Source organism: Microbacterium amylolyticum, assembly GCF_011046975.1.
Taxonomy (GTDB): domain Bacteria; phylum Actinomycetota; class Actinomycetes; order Actinomycetales; family Microbacteriaceae; genus Microbacterium; species Microbacterium amylolyticum.
On the sequence record NZ_CP049253.1, the window covers coordinates 191,196 to 205,909 of the forward strand.

Annotated in this window: 16 protein-coding genes; 7 read left to right on the forward strand and 9 right to left on the reverse strand. The window is 65.7% G+C overall.

Annotation, left to right across the window (positions count from 1 at the left end; genetic code table 11):
* Nucleotides 1-28: 28 nt before the first annotated feature.
* Genes G6N81_RS01035 through G6N81_RS01045 form a run of 3 tightly spaced genes read right to left on the reverse strand, consistent with a single transcriptional unit; the run spans nt 29 to nt 5,119 of the window.
* Entirely contained in the window at nt 29-2,128 is a 2,100-nt protein-coding gene (locus G6N81_RS01035; RefSeq protein ID WP_165131909.1) for a molybdopterin oxidoreductase family protein, read from the reverse strand.
* A complete protein-coding gene (locus G6N81_RS01040) occupies nt 2,125-3,663 on the reverse strand; it encodes an FAD-dependent oxidoreductase (protein WP_241245095.1) in 1,539 nt (512 codons plus the stop codon). The genes G6N81_RS01035 and G6N81_RS01040 overlap by 4 nt, the downstream gene beginning before the upstream one ends.
* A 46-nt stretch (nt 3,664-3,709) precedes the next feature.
* Nucleotides 3,710-5,119, reverse strand: a complete 1,410-nt coding sequence (locus G6N81_RS01045; protein ID WP_165131915.1) for an MFS transporter — start codon at nt 5,117-5,119, stop codon at nt 3,710-3,712.
* A 188-nt stretch (nt 5,120-5,307) separates the two neighbouring features.
* Between G6N81_RS01045 and trmD the strand changes: the two genes are divergently transcribed.
* Genes trmD through G6N81_RS01060 form a run of 3 tightly spaced genes read left to right on the forward strand, consistent with a single transcriptional unit; the run spans nt 5,308 to nt 6,921 of the window.
* A complete protein-coding gene (gene trmD, locus G6N81_RS01050) occupies nt 5,308-5,994 on the forward strand; it encodes a tRNA (guanosine(37)-N1)-methyltransferase TrmD (protein WP_165131918.1) in 687 nt (228 codons plus the stop codon).
* The gene (locus G6N81_RS01055) at nt 5,991-6,500 is read left to right on the forward strand and encodes a MogA/MoaB family molybdenum cofactor biosynthesis protein (protein ID WP_165131921.1); all 510 of its coding nucleotides are present in this window, start codon (nt 5,991-5,993) and stop codon (nt 6,498-6,500) included. The genes trmD and G6N81_RS01055 overlap by 4 nt, the downstream gene beginning before the upstream one ends.
* Nucleotides 6,493-6,921, forward strand: a complete 429-nt coding sequence (locus tag G6N81_RS01060) for a molybdenum cofactor biosynthesis protein MoaE (protein WP_165131924.1) — start codon at nt 6,493-6,495, stop codon at nt 6,919-6,921. Before G6N81_RS01055 ends, G6N81_RS01060 begins: the two co-directional genes overlap by 8 nt.
* Before the next feature lie 38 nt (nt 6,922-6,959).
* Here G6N81_RS01060 and G6N81_RS01065 read toward each other — a convergent pair whose 3' ends face one another.
* Genes G6N81_RS01065 through G6N81_RS01090 form a run of 6 tightly spaced genes read right to left on the reverse strand, consistent with a single transcriptional unit; the run spans nt 6,960 to nt 10,841 of the window.
* Complete coding sequence (locus G6N81_RS01065; protein ID WP_165131927.1) at nt 6,960-7,193, reverse strand: MoaD/ThiS family protein; 234 nt, start codon at nt 7,191-7,193, stop codon at nt 6,960-6,962.
* On the reverse strand, nt 7,190-7,447 hold the full coding sequence (locus G6N81_RS01070; RefSeq protein ID WP_165131930.1) for a DUF6457 domain-containing protein: 258 nt from the start codon (nt 7,445-7,447) through the stop codon (nt 7,190-7,192). Before G6N81_RS01070 ends, G6N81_RS01065 begins: the two co-directional genes overlap by 4 nt.
* Entirely contained in the window at nt 7,444-8,007 is a 564-nt protein-coding gene (gene mobA / locus G6N81_RS01075; RefSeq protein WP_165131933.1) for a molybdenum cofactor guanylyltransferase, read from the reverse strand. Before mobA ends, G6N81_RS01070 begins: the two co-directional genes overlap by 4 nt.
* Before the next feature lie 43 nt (nt 8,008-8,050).
* Nucleotides 8,051-8,536 carry a cyclic pyranopterin monophosphate synthase MoaC gene (moaC, locus tag G6N81_RS01080; RefSeq protein ID WP_165131936.1) on the reverse strand — a complete coding sequence of 162 codons (486 nt, stop codon included), beginning with the start codon at nt 8,534-8,536 and terminating at the stop codon, nt 8,051-8,053.
* A gap of 17 nt (nt 8,537-8,553) precedes the next feature.
* Nucleotides 8,554-9,771, reverse strand: coding sequence for a molybdopterin molybdotransferase MoeA (locus G6N81_RS01085; RefSeq protein WP_165131939.1), 1,218 nt, complete (start codon nt 9,769-9,771; stop codon nt 8,554-8,556).
* Nucleotides 9,768-10,841: a ThiF family adenylyltransferase gene (locus G6N81_RS01090; protein WP_165131942.1), complete on the reverse strand. Its 1,074-nt coding sequence runs from the start codon at nt 10,839-10,841 to the stop codon at nt 9,768-9,770. Before G6N81_RS01090 ends, G6N81_RS01085 begins: the two co-directional genes overlap by 4 nt.
* A gap of 45 nt (nt 10,842-10,886) precedes the next feature.
* Here G6N81_RS01090 and modA point away from each other — a divergent pair, with 45 nt between their 5' ends.
* From modA to moaA, 4 genes are read left to right on the forward strand one after another with little or no spacing between them, the layout of a single operon-like run.
* Entirely contained in the window at nt 10,887-11,621 is a 735-nt protein-coding gene (modA, locus tag G6N81_RS01095; protein ID WP_165131945.1) for a molybdate ABC transporter substrate-binding protein, read from the forward strand.
* A gap of 38 nt (nt 11,622-11,659) precedes the next feature.
* Nucleotides 11,660-12,466, forward strand: coding sequence for an ABC transporter permease (locus G6N81_RS01100; RefSeq protein WP_165131948.1), 807 nt, complete (start codon nt 11,660-11,662; stop codon nt 12,464-12,466).
* Complete coding sequence (locus G6N81_RS01105; protein ID WP_165131951.1) at nt 12,463-13,596, forward strand: ABC transporter ATP-binding protein; 1,134 nt, start codon at nt 12,463-12,465, stop codon at nt 13,594-13,596. Before G6N81_RS01100 ends, G6N81_RS01105 begins: the two co-directional genes overlap by 4 nt.
* A 49-nt stretch (nt 13,597-13,645) precedes the next feature.
* Nucleotides 13,646-14,701, forward strand: coding sequence for a GTP 3',8-cyclase MoaA (moaA, locus tag G6N81_RS01110; RefSeq protein WP_165131955.1), 1,056 nt, complete (start codon nt 13,646-13,648; stop codon nt 14,699-14,701).
* Nucleotides 14,702-14,714: the final 13 nt, after the last annotated feature.

Genomic DNA, 14,714 nt, shown 5'->3' on the forward strand with positions numbered 1-14,714 from the left:
ATTGCTGCCCTGACCATCGTGTGCGCTGTCAGGGGGTGAGAGCCTCGACCGTGACAACGGCATTCTTGAACTCGGGCATCGAACTGATGGGATCCGTTTTCGCGCTTGTGAGCAAGTTCGCGCTCTCGTCACCCGCGAAATGAAACGGAAGGAACACCGTGTCGGGCCGAATATCCCGCGTGACCTTCACACGCGCTTCGACAACGCCGCGTGCGTTCGCTACCCGCACCCTTCCTCCGTCCGCGATACCGCGATCCTGCGCCGTGACGGGATGAATCTGGGCGACGATTTCCGAGTTCGCATCGTTGAGCTCCGCAACGCGGCGCGTTTGAGCCCCCGATTGATAGTGCTCGAGCAATCGCCCCGTGATGAGGTTCAGATCGGCTCCGCGCGGAGCCTCCGGAGGATGTGCGCGGACGGCGACGAGACGTGCCCGGCCATCGGCGTGCGCGAAGCGCTCCTGAAACAGACGAGGCGTGCCATCGGACCCAGCGGCGTACGGCCAGTGCGCGGCGATTCCAGTGTCGAGGAGCGCGTGGGAGAGCCCGGAGTAGTCCGACAAGCCGCCGGCCGACGCGCGTGCGAGTTCATCGAAAACTTCGGACGGATCAAGCGACCACGTTCCTGGCGCCTCGAGACGCTGTGCGAGCTCACGCAAGATCCACAGCTCGCTGCGCGCACCGTCGGGAGGAGTTACCGCCTTCCGGCGCCGGATCACCCGGCCTTCCAAGTTCGTCATCGTTCCCTCTTCTTCTGCCCATTGCAGAACGGGAAGGACGATGTCCGCCATCTGCGCCGTTTCCGACAGGAAGAAGTCACTGACGACGAGAAGGTCGAGCTTTGACAGCGATTCGCGCACCTGTGAGACGTCTGGCGCCGACACGACGACGTTCGATCCGTGCACGAGCAACATTCGAACGCCGCCCACTTCGCCGCACGATTGCAGCAGCTGCACGGCGGGGAGACCGGGCCCGGGGATGATTTCCGGCACAACACCCCAGACGCGAGCAACATGGGCGCGAGCGGCGGGATCCGTGATCTTGCGATACCCGGGAAGCTGATCCGATTTTTGTCCGTGCTCTCGTCCGCCCTGTCCGTTTCCCTGGCCCGTCAGGGTGCCGTAGCCGGAGCCTTCTCGCCCCACGAGGCCGAGAAGAAGCGCGAGATTGATCGCTGCCGTTGCAGTGTCAGTGCCGTCGGAGTGCTGTTCAACGCCGCGGCCCGTCAGGATATAGGCGTTCTTCGCCGCCGCGAGGCGGTGCGCAACGTCGCGGAGCGTCTGGGACGGGACACCCGTAACGGACTCGGTGCGTGCCGGCCACCACTGCGCAACCGACCTCTTGAAGCCGGCGAGTCCCGTTGTCCGCTCCTCGAGGTAACGTTCATCGGCGAGGCCCTCGTTGAGCACGATATGGCTGAGGCCGAGCAAGAGCGCAAGATCCGTTCCGGCGACGGGCGCGATGTGGGTACCGGCTCCATCGTTTGTGAGCCGCGCGGTTGTCGACATGCGGGGATCGACCACGATGAGCCCGCCGCGAGCGCGCGCGCCCTGCAAGTGCTGAACAAACGGCGGCATGGTGTCGCCCATGTTCGACCCGAGCACGAGGATCGCCTCGGCCGTTCCGAGATCCGCGAGAGGAAACGGAAGACCACGGTCCAGTCCGAAGGAGCGGTTCGCGGCAGCGGCAGCGGACGACATGCAGAAGCGACCGTTGTAATCGATGCGGCTGGTGCGCAGGGCGATGCGTGCGAACTTCCCCAGTTGGTAGGACTTCTCGTTGGTGAGACCGCCGCCGCCGAAGATTCCCACGGCATCCCGGCCGCTGTCCGCCTGAATACGGGTTGCCGTGGTCGCGATGCGATCGAGCACCTCATCCCATGAGGCCTCAGCGAAAGAGCCATCGGGCTGTTTGACGAGGGGAGAGGTGAGACGGTCTCCCCGAGAGAGAAGCTCGGCGGACGTCCACCCCTTTTTGCAGAGGCCGCCGCGGTTGGTGGGGAACTCGCGCCCAGAGACCTCCACGGGCAGACGTTCTCCCGGCGTTGCAGTGAGTGTCATGGCGCACTGCAGCGCGCAGTACGGGCAGTGGGTGTCGGCTGTCGGGGCGGTGAGGGGCTGCGATGTCATGCGGAGGCCACCTCACGCTGCGCCAGCAGCTCGGAGATACGCACGCGGCACCCGCCACACCCCGTTCCCGCGCGGGTGCAGCTTCCGACCTCTTCGACCGTTGTGCACTCGTGCTCCGCAACCGCGTCTTCGATCTGTCCTGCCGTGACCGCGTTGCACATGCAGACGGTCGCGTCGCGGCCTTCGGCGCGCGGCAGTGTCTCGTCGGCGGCATCGAGGCGGAGCAGAAGCGAGCGATCGCTGGGCAGTTCGCCCCGTCGCTGATACAGGACGCTCAGCTCGGCAGCCGCGCGCGGCTGACCCACGGCGACGAACGCGTCGAGCACACCGTCCGTTGTGGACATTTTGACGTACGTCCCGTGCTGCGGATCCGCCCACATCGCCACCTCGGGGGCGCGTTCACCGGCCGGTGTGGGAGCAAAGGGATCCACCTGCACGTCTCCCGCCGTGACCAGATCAATCTGGCTGGCCTTCAGCAGAACAATCCCGGGGACGTCCTCGCGGTAGGGCTCACACGCCTGTCCGGATATTTCTGCGGTGATCGACGCGGCCAACCACTCGGCTTGACGCCAGCCAGGACCGACGAGGCCGCTGGGACCGCCGGGTACGGAACGCTCGTCACCAAAACGTTCCGGGTCTTGAACATGCGCCACATCACCGATCGCGTGAATGCTCGGATCTGACCACGACCTCAGCTGTTCATCGACGAGAACACCGCGGCCAACACGCAGACCGGCCTCGACGGCGAGCTCCGCCCGGGGCTGAACTCCACACGAGAGCACGAGGAGATCCCCCTCAAGGCGCTTTCCGTCGCTCGAGACGAGAGCGCGAAAAGTGCGGCGTCCGTCGATGTCGTGCGCGATGATCGCCTCGGCTCGCGTGTGCGGAACAACCGTGACGCCGGCGCGGGTCATCTGCTCAACGAGCACATGGGCCGCGCCGCGATCGAGTTGACGCGGCATCGGAATCGGGCCGAAGTGGCTGATCGACGGGATCGCCCCCGCATCGGCCAGCAAAAGCGCCAGCTCGATGCCGAGGATTCCCGCGCCGAGGACCACAACGCGTCCGCCCTGCTCGATTACCGCCTTCACGCGTTCGGCGTCCTCGAGCGAGCGCAGGACGGTGACCCCGTCGGTGAGCTGTGCGTCGAGGCCCGACGCGTCAGGGGAGACGCTCATCAGGCCGTCGAGTGACGGAACGTTCGATCGCGCTCCTGTCGCCAGAACAACGCGGTCGTAGGCGATGCGCTCACCGCCCGATAGCACGACCTCGTGTGTTTCGCGGTCGATTGCGGTGACGGCATCGCCCTGGATCACGCGAGCGCCGGCGGAGCGAAACTCTTCCGGGTCCGCAACGATCAGCCCGTCGCGGCTGACATCCCCGGCCGCGTATTCGGCGATCATGATCCGGTTGTAGGGATCGTGCTGTTCCGCACCGACGATCGTCAGCTCGACGCGTCCCGCCTGTACCTCGGGGAGGATCTCCTCGGCGAACCTCACTCCGACGGGCCCAAAACCAACCAGCACGATCCTCATCGTCACGGGTGCATCATCCTTTCGAGAAGTGTGTTGTTGAACGATCTCAGACAATGCGTCCGTCGAGGTTCTTCCGCGGAACCAGGTAGATCACGGCCGTCAAGACAGCGAGTGTGGCATACGCGGCGACAAAGCCCCAGAAAGCGGAGTTATACGCACCGGTTGTCGACTGCGAGAAGTTGAGAACCTGGGGGATCAAGAACCCGCCGTAGGCGCCAACGGCCGAGATGATTCCCGTCGCTGCAGCCGCTTGGCGCTGCGTGGAAACGGCGTGGTCTTCACCGGCCGTTGCGGCGCCGCGCGCGGCGAAGATCGACGGAATCATGCGGTAGGTGGCTCCGTTACCCACGCCCGTTGCCACGAACAGCAGCAGGAACAGGCCGAGGAAGATCCAGAAGTTCTGCAGCGGCAGCGTCAAGATCACGCTGACGGTCGCCAGAATCATCACGCCAAACGAGGCGATTGTCATGCGAGCACCGCCGATGCGGTCAGCGAGCTTGCCGCCGTACGGTCGGGCGAGCGAGCCGATGAGGGCGCCGAGGAAGGCCAGAGAAACGCTCGCGGCCCCGATCGAGAAGGTGGAGAATTCCGGGAACTGGTCGGAGATGAGCTTCGGGAAGATGCTGGCGAAACCGATAAACGATCCGAACGTGCCGATGTAGAGAATCGACATGATCCAGAGGTGCGGTTCGCGCATCGCCGCCGAGACACCGGCGAAGTCTGTCTTGGCCGTCGACAGGTTGTCCATGTACTTCCAGGCTCCGAACATCGCGAGCAGGATGAATGGCACCCAGACAAAACCGGCCAGGCTGAGGTTCAGCGTTCCGACGGCGCCAAGCGTGACGACAACGGGAACAGCGAACTGGGCAACGGAGGCGCCGAGGTTTCCTCCTGCGGCGTTGAGCCCGAGAGCCCATCCCTTCTCCTTCTGCGGGAAGAAGTATGTGATGTTCGCCATTGAGCTGGCAAAGTTACCGCCGCCGACGCCGCCGAGGGCCGCGATCAGCACGAGGATTCCGAAGGGGGTGTCGGGGAACTGCACGACGATTCCGAGCAGAATTGCCGGGAAGAGGAGCAACCCGGCCGAGACGATGGTCCAGTTGCGCCCACCGAAGCGGGCAACAGCGAAGGTGTAGGGGAAGCGCAGGGTAGCTCCGACGAGCGTCGGGATAGAGATGAGCCAGAACTGCTCGCTACTCGTGATCGCGAAACCGGCGGCAGGCAGCATGACGACGACGATGCTCCACAGCTGCCAGATGACGAAGCCGAGGAACTCGGCGAAAATCGACCAGCGCAAGTTGCGGCTGGCGATCTTGCGGCCGCCGTTTTCCCACTGTGAGGTGTCCTCCGCGTTCCAACCGTCGATCCAACGCCCGGGCCGCGTCGTGATGCCTGTTGCGGGGGACGTGTTGGTGCTCTCGGGGGTGGTGCTCGTGGTGCTCAAAGGCGTTGCCATGGCAGCTCTCCTGGTGAGATGACGATCTGATGTACCAGTGAAGCTACGTCCTCGGTGTTTCGGGCCGATCTCCTCGGAGGTGACGCCCGCGTCACTTTTCCTTCACGCACTGTCGGCGGAGCCCGGGAACGTGCCGAAACGAACTCGAAACACATCGGCGCATCGGCGACCGCGAATAGAATCGACGGATGCGTATTGACATCGTCACGATCTTCCCCGCGTTTTTTGACGTGCTCGATGTATCGCTGATCGGCAAAGCTCGTGAGAAGAATCTTCTCGATCTGCGGGTGCACGACCTGCGTGACTGGACACACGATCGTCACCGCACGGTTGATGACACACCCTACGGCGGCGGTGCGGGGATGGTCATGAAACCCGAGCCGTGGGGGGAGGCGCTCGACGAGATCCTGGGCGAAGATGCGGTTCTCGTTGTTCCCACGCCCTCCGGCCACGTCTTCACGCAGACCATTGCGCGCGAGCTGGCGCAGGAAGAGCAGCTTGTTTTCGCCTGTGGACGGTACGAGGGAATCGACCAGCGCGTTATCGATCATTTCGCGGCGCGGGGACGCGTGCGCCTGGTCAGCATCGGCGACTATGTGCTCAATGGTGGTGAGGTCGCGTCGATGGCGATGATCGAAGCCATTGGCCGGCTGATCCCGGGTGTTGTCGGTAACCCGGAGAGCCTTGTCGAGGAATCGCATGAGCTCGGGATGCTGGAGTATCCGATTTACACAAAGCCGGCGCAGTGGCGCGGAATCGACGTTCCCGACGTTCTCCTCAGCGGGCATCACGGCAAGATCGCCGAGTGGCGACGAGAACAGGCGATGGAACGAACGCGAGAGCGTCGCCCCGATCTGCTCGGGGGAAGCGCGTGACGGAATCGGTTCTCCCCGAGGCGCCGCGAGCGCGCAGCGCGGCCGTCATTACGGTGAGCGACCGGTGTTTTTCGGGGCTGCGTGAGGATCGCGGGGGGCCGCTGGCCGTTTCCGCGCTGCGGGACGGCGGGTGGCGGTGCGACGACGCGACGATCATCCCGGATGGCGCGGATGGCGTAGAACACGCCGTGCGCGCCGCCATCGCGGAAGGAGTCGAGCTCATTGTCACAACGGGGGGAACCGGCATCTCGCCGCGAGACCTCACCCCCGAGGGGACGGCGCGCGTTATCGAGACCCAGATTCCCGGGATTCCCGAGGAACTGCGTCGCCTCGGCGCGTCCGCGGCGCCGGGAGGGCTTCTCTCGCGCGGTGTCGCGGGAATTGCGCACAAGACTCTGATCGTGAACCTTCCGGGATCGACCGGCGCCGTTCGCGATGGAATCTCGGTGATTCTCCGAATCGCGGACCACGTGCTGTCCCAGCTCAGGGGAGAAGACCATGGATGATGTTCGGCGTGCCAGGATCAGCGCGGAACCGATTGACCTTGCCGCGCATCTCGCGGCGGTCGATGACCCGCGGATGGGAGCCGAGACGAGTTTTGTTGGCCGTGTGCGGAACCATGACCCCGAAGCGGTCGGCGCGGTGCAGGCACTGGAGTACTCGTCTCACCCTGATGCCGAACAGGTTCTCCGGGGTCTCGCCCAGCGCGCTGCCGATCGCACGGGAGCTATCATCGCCGTCAGCCATCGGGTCGGCAGGCTGGACGTTGGCGAGGCAGCGGTGGTGATCGCTGTGGCCGCGCCCCATCGGGCCGAGGCGTTCGAGGCTTGTCGTCAGGTCATTGAGGACATCAAGCGCGAGCTTCCCGTCTGGAAGCGCCAGATTGAACAGAGCGGCGATGCCACCTGGAAGGGCCTCGGCGGCTAGGGCGGTCGGCGATCACCGAAGAGAGGGGCCCGAGGGCATTATCCGCCGGCGAACGGCGGCAGAATGTCCACGGTCTCTGCGCCCGTGAGATCCGTGTCTCCATCGTGACGGACGCCATCAACGAGAACCGCGCAGCGCGGGAGAATTCCGGCAAGAGCGGGATAGTCGTGAACCAGCGCCTGACGAAGCGCCAGTAGCCGCTGCTCCGCGCGATGTTCGTTCGCACGTCCGGCCGCTTCTTCGGCGGCGGCGAAAAAACGCACCTGTGTCATGACGACCACTGTGTGGCGCGAGAGGACACACGGCGAACGGCGTCCTCCGGGGTCATCGTCCCTCGTCCCGCGGCGAGGCCAGCAAGATACGCCGTCACCGGCGCTGCGGGGCGGGCGACGCCATGAGCGACGTCGCGGGCGAGGTCGAGAATGAGGGCGATATCGACGTCTGACCTGTCGAGTCCGAGCTCGTCGCAGGCGGCGCGCGTCCACGAATCGAGTGCCTCTGGTGGCAGATGCGTGGGGTTCGTCATGTGGTTCCTCCCAGTTCTTGCAGATCCTCCCACGTATCGACGTCGCGGGTTGCGCGCCACGGCGCGGGGCGTTCCGTCAGAGTGAGGAGCGATACGACACGACGGAGCGACGGGGCGCGGTCGCCGCTGTGCGGCGTGGCGGCCAGCGCCTGTCTCAGCGCCGAGCGTCGGTAGCGTGCGGTGAGCCACTGGGCCCGGCCAGAGGGGTCAACGAGGACCACACCGTCCGTGCCATCGTTGTGGCCCGTGAGGTGACGTACCGCCTCCTCCGCGTCCGCCAGATCCGCGGGAAGGACGATGATGTCGTCGGCGCTGGTGTGCGCGAGTGCGGCCGCCAGCGCTGCTACCGGACCGCTCACGGGGGGATCTTCGACGATCCAGGTCGACGGCGCCGATGCGACGTCACGGGTGGGCCCGACGACGATGATCTCGGAGCAACTGGAAAGAGCGGTGATCGCACGGGTGAGCAGCGGAACGTTGTCGATGCGGAACATCGCCTTATCCACCCCGCCCACGCGGGAGGCGTGACCACCAGCAAGAATCACACCGGCGGTTGTCATGGGCGGTACACGGGGTGCGCGGCGCAGAGGGAGCAGCGTTTCGTCACGCGTTTGCCTCACCAGGACGTTCCCAATCGCCCGATCGGCCACCCGTTTTCTTCACGATACGGACGTTCTCGATCGACGCCGAGCGGTCGATGCCCTTGACCATGTCGACCACCGTCAGCGCGGCGACCGTGACGGCAGTGAGTGCTTCCATTTCGACACCGGTGCGGTCGGCGGTGCGGACGGTTGCCGTGATGTCGACGCCAGCATCCGTCACGGCAAGATCGACGGAAGCGCCATGCACGCCGATCACGTGAGCGAGGGGGAGCAGATCGGGCGTCTTCTTCGCGCCCTGGATGCCTGCGATGCGCGCCACCGCGAGCACATCCCCCTTTGGCACCGTGCTGTCGGCGAGCGCAGCGACGGTGTCGGACGCGCATCGGACGAAGCCGCGCGCCGTTGCCGAGCGAACGGTCGGAATCTTCTCGGTGACATCGACCATCCGAGCGTGTCCGGCCTGATCGAGATGCGTGAAGGTGCTCATTCGTCCAGCATGGCAGGTCACATCATCAGCAGCACGTCGACCATGTCCCCGGCCGTCACGCCGTCGACATCCGTGGGCACGACGGCATACCCCTCGGCTTTGCCCAGCCCTCCGACGAGGTGCGAACCAGAGCCCCCAGCCGATGCCGGGCGAACGGTCCATGCGCCGGTTTTGTCCACGACGATCGGTATGTACTGGCGACGTCCGGTGGGAGCGCGCCACGCTTCGGCCGCAGGAAGTCGCAGTTTTGGTCGGTGAATCGTTGACCGGCCCTGCATCGTCAGCAGCGCCGGACGCACAAAGTTCTCGAACGACACCGCAACGCTCACAGGGTTTCCGGGCAATCCGAAGAACAACGCGCCGGACGGGAGAACCCCGAAAGCCTGGGGCTTGCCCGGTTGCATGGCGACGGTGACGAAATCGATCTGATCGGCGAGCGCGAGCTTGACGGGCTCGTACGCGCCGGCGCTGACACCGCCCGAGGTGATGATGACGTCTGCTTCTGAGGAGTCCTCGATGAGACGGATCAGCTCAGCCGGGTCATCACCGACATGCGTGACACGCGACACATCGGCTCCTGCCTGTTCCGCGAGCTGCGCGATCAAGGTGCCGTTGGAATCGGGAATTTGTCCCGGGCCCGGAATGGTGCCGGGCGAAACCAGCTCAGACCCCGTCGATGCGACGAGTAGCCGCGGTCGACGTGTGACGCGGAGGGACCCTGCCCCGGACGCCGCGGCGGCGGCGAGGTGGAAGGGACCGAGCAGCGTGCCGGCCTCCAGCACGGTGTCGGCTGCCGAGAGATCTTCCGCTCTGCGCCGAATATGGGCGCCGATCGCTCGCGGCGCGAGACGCACGACCGCCTGCGTCGTTGAATCGCCGAGGCCACCGATTGTCGCTTCGAAGGGGACGATCGTGTCTGCTCCCGACGGAACGGGTGCGCCCGTCATGATGCGAACGGCATCGCCCTCGCCCAGCGGCGGATTCGCGCTACTGCCTGCCGGCACGTCGCCGACAACGCGCAGCGCGATGGGCGCCTCCGGGGAAGCGCCGGACACGTCGGCGAAGCGCACCGCGAAGCCGTCCATCGCCGAGTTATCGAACGCGGGAATGTCGAGGCGCGACAGAACGGGGCTTGCGAGAGTTCGGCCCCCAGCATCCGCGACCGCGACGGATTCGGGTGAGAGAACGGGGGCGGCGTCGAGAACGCGGGCGAGATGCTCCTCCACCGTGATCATCGCGTGCCCTCCGGAAGAACGACGGCGCCATCCCACGCATCCATTCCCCCAGGCAGACTCGTCGCGCGGGCGCCGCGATCACGAAGGATCCGTGCGGCCCGGTCGGAGCGGACGCCGCTCTGGCAGACGGTCACAACCGTCCCCTCCCACTGCGCATCTGTCGCCGCGGCCAGGTCCGGAAGAGAGAGAAGCACCGCGCCGGGGATCACGCCCGTCGCCCACTCGTCGGCATCGCGCACATCGACATAGGTCGTCGCGGGGTCGATGGTGTCCGCGCGCGGCAGGGACTGTGTCCGCTCACCAGTCGCCGCGGCGGCGTGCAGAGGAACCTCGCGCACGGTCGAGCGCAGGGCATCGACAAGAACCACGCGCCCCAGAAGCGGATCGCCAACGCCCGTGATCAATAACACAGCCTGCGTCGCCATCATCGAGCCAATCTGCATCACCAGGGGTCCGAGAACTCCGACCTCAGCGCACGACGGAACATTCCCGACAGCATCCACCGGATGCAGATCCGAGAGGCGCGTCGCCGGGACCCCCGCCGGAGCACCGGGCCAAAACACCGTCACCTGCGCATGGAACTCCTGCACAACGCCCCACACGAGCGGGACACCCAGGCGCTCCGCCGCGGCAGCAACAGCCGCGCGACTCGCGAAGCTATCCGTTCCATCGAGAACAACATCGGAACCGGAGAGCAGACGTTCGGCGTTTGCCGGGGTGATCCGTTCCTGCACCGCCACAACGTCACATTCCGGCGCGAGTTCCGCCGCCGCGCGCACGGCACTCGCGACCTTCGGAGCCCCCACATCAGCCACCCGGTGCAGGACCTGACGCTGAAGGTTGGACGCATCGACCGTGTCGTCGTCGATCACCGTGAGGTGGCCAACTCCCGCCGCTGCGAGAGCGAGAACAGCAGGTGAGCCGAGCCCACCCGCGCCAACGATCGTCACACGGGCACCCGCGAGACGACGCTGACCGAGTTCCCCGAGCGGGTAGAGAGTGGCGTGACGCGATGTGCGCTCAGCCTCAGCGGGGCTCAGCGCAGCAACAGGGGGAACGAGGGGATCCATGCCACGAGAGTACTGCGCGCACACGGGGTGTGGTCAGATGAGGGGATGCGCCACCGTCCATTCCTTCTCGCCGCCTGCGCCGCTGTTACCGTGGTCGCCCTGACGGGATGCGCCGCGAACGACAACAGCCTCCGCATTTCGGCGGCGGCGTCCCTGCGCGGCGCGCTCGAACAGATCGTCCCCCTGTTCGAACAGGAACATCCCGACATCGACATCGCGCCAATCGTCTACGACGGATCCAGCGTTCTCGCCACTCAGGTATCCGAGGGCGCTCCCGTCGACGTCGTCGCCTTCGCCGATGACGCGACCATGGACAGAATCGCCGAATTCACGCATGACACCGTCATCATCGCCTCCAACTCCCTCGTCATCGCGCTCGCAGACCCCTCCGTTCCCGTGACAACACTGGAGGACCTCGCTCGCCCCGACCTCGACGTTGTGCTGTGCGCAGAAGCCGTGCCATGCGGAGCCGCCGCTCAGAGTGCGCTCGCCGCAGCCGATATCACCGTGACACCCGCCAGCCGCGAGCAAAACGTCACAGCCGTAGCCACAAAAGTCGCCTCAGGTGATGCCGATGCCGGCCTCGTCTACCGCACTGAGGCGGCTACCCGCGGACTCATCACGATCGAGGACGATCGGCTGGACGCCATCATCAACAATTACCCGGTCGCCATCGTGTCGGACAGCAGCCATCCGGCAGCCGCATCAGCGTTCATTGACTTCCTGTTGACGGATGTCGCACAGGCCGAACTCGCGCAGCTCGGCTTCCAGACGCCATGATGGGGGCAGCAGGAAGGAAACCACGCATCGTGACCGACATGGCCGGCACCACCCAACGCGGCTCCTTCCCGCGCGCGCTCGCTCTTCCCGCGACCATCGCGCTCGCCCTTCTCGCGTTGCCGCTCATCGCGCTGATCAGCCGAGCAAACTGGGCGACGCTCTGGGAAGACATCACCTCACCCGCGGCCCTCGACGCACTCCGGCTCTCGCTCATCACCGCGGGAATCGCCACCATCTGCTGCGTTATCGTCGGCATTCCGCTGGCCATCATCATCGCGCGCGCTCGCCGCGGGGTCGCCGCCGTTTTGCGGGTGCTTGTGACGGTTCCTCTTGTTCTTCCTCCGATGGTGGGAGGTGTTGCGCTGCTGTACCTGTTTGGCCGGACGAGTCCGGTTGGCGCATGGCTCGACGAACATGGCCTCGGACTCCCGTTCACAACGGCCGCTGTTGTGATCGCACAGATTTTCGTGGCGTTGCCGTTTCTTGTGATCGCCGTTGAGGGCTCTGTTCGCACCGCAGGAACGGATTTCGAGCGTACGGCCGCCGCGCTCGGGGCGGGAAAATGGCGCACCCTCACGTTCGTCACGCTTCCCCTTGCGGCGAACGGCATCGTTGCCGGCGTCATCCTGAGCTTCGCCCGCGCTGTTGGCGAGTTCGGCGCAACCGCGCTGTTCGCCGGCAATGCGCCCGGTGTGACCCAAACGATGCCCCTTGCGATCTACACGGCATTTAACGGAGCAGGAGTGGAAGAGGGGACCGCGGTTGCTTTGGCACTTTTGCTCCTGGCGACGGTCCTGATGATCCTGCTCGTCGTCCGAGCCTGGAGACCGGGGAGCGTGCGATGAATCGGCAAGACTATGGCGTACAGGGTCGCGTGATCGTGGAACGCCCGACCGGGTTTCGGCTGGACGTCATGGTCGCGGCCAGGCCGGGCGAAGTCATCGCGGTCATGGGACCGAGCGGAGCCGGAAAGTCCACGCTTTTGCGCGCGCTTGCCGGCGAGATCCCGATCACGGATGGGGAGTTCGTTGTCGGCGACGTGCGCGTGACACCTCGCCACAGGCCGGATCCTCGCCGGCTCGGCGTCGTCATGCTGGACCAAAGGCCCCTGCTCTTCCCGCATATGACGGTGAGACAGAACATCGCCTTCGGGCTGCGAACTCACGGCGCCACGCGGGCCAGGGCGCACGCTGACGCCGACGAATGGCTGTGGCGCGTTGGCGTCGACGGTGCGGGCGACCATCGGCCGGGGGAGCTGTCCGGTGGACAGCAGCAGCGCGTTGCCCTGGCGCGGGCATTGGCCACCGGGCCGCGTCTGCTCCTGCTGGACGAGCCCCTGACCGCCCTCGACACCGAGACGGCGTCTGACATCCGCACGTTGCTGCGCGAGCAGCTCCGAGCCACGCATACGACCGCGGTCGTCGTCACACACGATGCTTTCGACGCGGCCGCGCTGGCGCACCGAATGGCCGTCATCGAAAACGGAGAGGTGACCCAGCGCGGGGATGTCTCGCATGTTCTCGCCCAACCGGCAACGCGCTTTGTTGCATCGGCTGCCGGCCTCAACCGGTTGCGGGGGACGGCGAAGGAGGGAATGTGGACGGGGCGATCGTTCGGCGTTCCCGTGCGGATTTCCTCGGCAGAGGGCGGTCCGCGGCCCGCTGACGGACACCCGATCGTTGCCGTGTTCCGCCCGGCTGATGCGCGGATCGCCCGAGCGGAGGACCCGACGTGGACGGGAGCCCTGCAGCTGGCCCGCAACGACATTGAGGCCGAAGAAGCCGAAACGGGCCAGTGGTTGGCGCGGGTTGAGCGCCTGGAACCCGCGCCGGGAGGCGCGCGAGTGTATGTGTCGCAACCAGAGCTGGTCGTCGACGTTCCGTCGGCGCAGGCTGCCGTTTTGCGTCTTCACCCGGGTGATCCCGTTCGTGTGTTCATCGATCCCCAACACGTGCGCTTCATTCCTGCGTCGTGAGATGTCGCGCGCGGAACTCTGTTGCCTGCTGCTGGAATAGGCTGGGTTAATGGCGGCGGTGAATGTAGCGATTAAGCAGCGACCGGCCGCGCCCTCCACGCCGGCAGACATGCCACGGACGGGCCCCATCACCGATCGCTATGGCCGAGTTCACCGTGATCTGCGAATCTCGCTCACCGATCGCTGCTCCCTCCGCTGCACGTACTGCATGCCGGAGCAGGGGAATGAGTGGCTTGCCCGGCAGAGCATCTTGACAACAGACGAGATTGAGCGCATTGCGCGGGTCTCGGCACAGAGCGGCATTACCACGTTCCGGCTCACGGGCGGCGAGCCGCTGCTCCGTCGCGATATCGTCGACGTCGTTCAGCGCGTTTCTGGGGTCGGTGACGATATCGATGTGGCGATGACCACGAACGGGATCGGCCTCGACCGCGTTCTTCCCACGCTCATCGACGCCGGGCTGAGCCGGCTGAACATTTCGATCGACACCATCCGCCGTGAGCGTTTTCACGCGCTCACGCGTCGCGATCGCCTGGACGATGTTCTCCGCGGGATCCGCGCCGCGGCCGAATCCGGGTTGGCTCCTCTGAAGCTCAACGCCGTTGCAATGCGCGGCGTGAACGATGATGAGCTGGTCGACCTCGTGCAGTTCGCGGTGGATCATGGTGCACAAATGCGGTTCATCGAGCAGATGCCGCTCGACGCCGGTCATACCTGGTCGCGCTCGGCGATGGTGACGCGGGAAGAGATTCTGGCATCGCTGTCAGAGCGATGGACACTCGAGGAGATTCCGGGCCGTGGCGGGGCACCGGCCGAGACGTGGAGGCTTGACGGCTCTCGGCATGTCGTCGGCGTGATTGCGTCCGTCACAGCGCCGTTCTGCGGCGCCTGCGATCGCATGCGGCTCACGGCCGACGGTCAGATCAGGAACTGCCTGTTCTCGAACACCGAGTACGACCTGATCCCGATTCTGCGCGGCGGCGGGAGCGACGCGGACGTCGAAGCGCTCATTCGGCGCGCGATATGGGGAAAGCTCCCCGGTCACGCTGTTGGTGACGAGAGCTTCCTGCAGCCGGCCCGCGGCATGAACGCTATCGGGGGATAGGCGCGGTGCTTTC

Excerpts from the sequence above, each read along its gene's own strand:
- G6N81_RS01035 (WP_165131909.1), bottom strand. The coding sequence starts at position 2,128 with ATGACATCGCAGCCCCTCACCGCCCCGACAGCCGACACCCACTGCCCG.
- G6N81_RS01040 (WP_241245095.1), bottom strand. The coding sequence starts at position 3,663 with ATGAGGATCGTGCTGGTTGGTTTTGGGCCCGTCGGAGTGAGGTTCGCC.
- G6N81_RS01045 (WP_165131915.1), bottom strand. The coding sequence starts at position 5,119 with ATGGCAACGCCTTTGAGCACCACGAGCACCACCCCCGAGAGCACCAAC.
- trmD (WP_165131918.1), top strand. The coding sequence starts at position 5,308 with ATGCGTATTGACATCGTCACGATCTTCCCCGCGTTTTTTGACGTGCTC.
- G6N81_RS01060 (WP_165131924.1), top strand. The coding sequence starts at position 6,493 with ATGGATGATGTTCGGCGTGCCAGGATCAGCGCGGAACCGATTGACCTT.
- G6N81_RS01065 (WP_165131927.1), bottom strand. The coding sequence starts at position 7,193 with ATGACACAGGTGCGTTTTTTCGCCGCCGCCGAAGAAGCGGCCGGACGT.
- G6N81_RS01070 (WP_165131930.1), bottom strand. The coding sequence starts at position 7,447 with ATGACGAACCCCACGCATCTGCCACCAGAGGCACTCGATTCGTGGACG.
- mobA (WP_165131933.1), bottom strand. The coding sequence starts at position 8,007 with ATGACAACCGCCGGTGTGATTCTTGCTGGTGGTCACGCCTCCCGCGTG.
- moaC (WP_165131936.1), bottom strand. The coding sequence starts at position 8,536 with ATGAGCACCTTCACGCATCTCGATCAGGCCGGACACGCTCGGATGGTC.
- G6N81_RS01085 (WP_165131939.1), bottom strand. The coding sequence starts at position 9,771 with ATGATCACGGTGGAGGAGCATCTCGCCCGCGTTCTCGACGCCGCCCCC.
- G6N81_RS01090 (WP_165131942.1), bottom strand. The coding sequence starts at position 10,841 with ATGGATCCCCTCGTTCCCCCTGTTGCTGCGCTGAGCCCCGCTGAGGCT.
- modA (WP_165131945.1), top strand. The coding sequence starts at position 10,887 with ATGCGCCACCGTCCATTCCTTCTCGCCGCCTGCGCCGCTGTTACCGTG.
- G6N81_RS01100 (WP_165131948.1), top strand. The coding sequence starts at position 11,660 with ATGGCCGGCACCACCCAACGCGGCTCCTTCCCGCGCGCGCTCGCTCTT.
- G6N81_RS01105 (WP_165131951.1), top strand. The coding sequence starts at position 12,463 with ATGAATCGGCAAGACTATGGCGTACAGGGTCGCGTGATCGTGGAACGC.
- moaA (WP_165131955.1), top strand. The coding sequence starts at position 13,646 with ATGGCGGCGGTGAATGTAGCGATTAAGCAGCGACCGGCCGCGCCCTCC.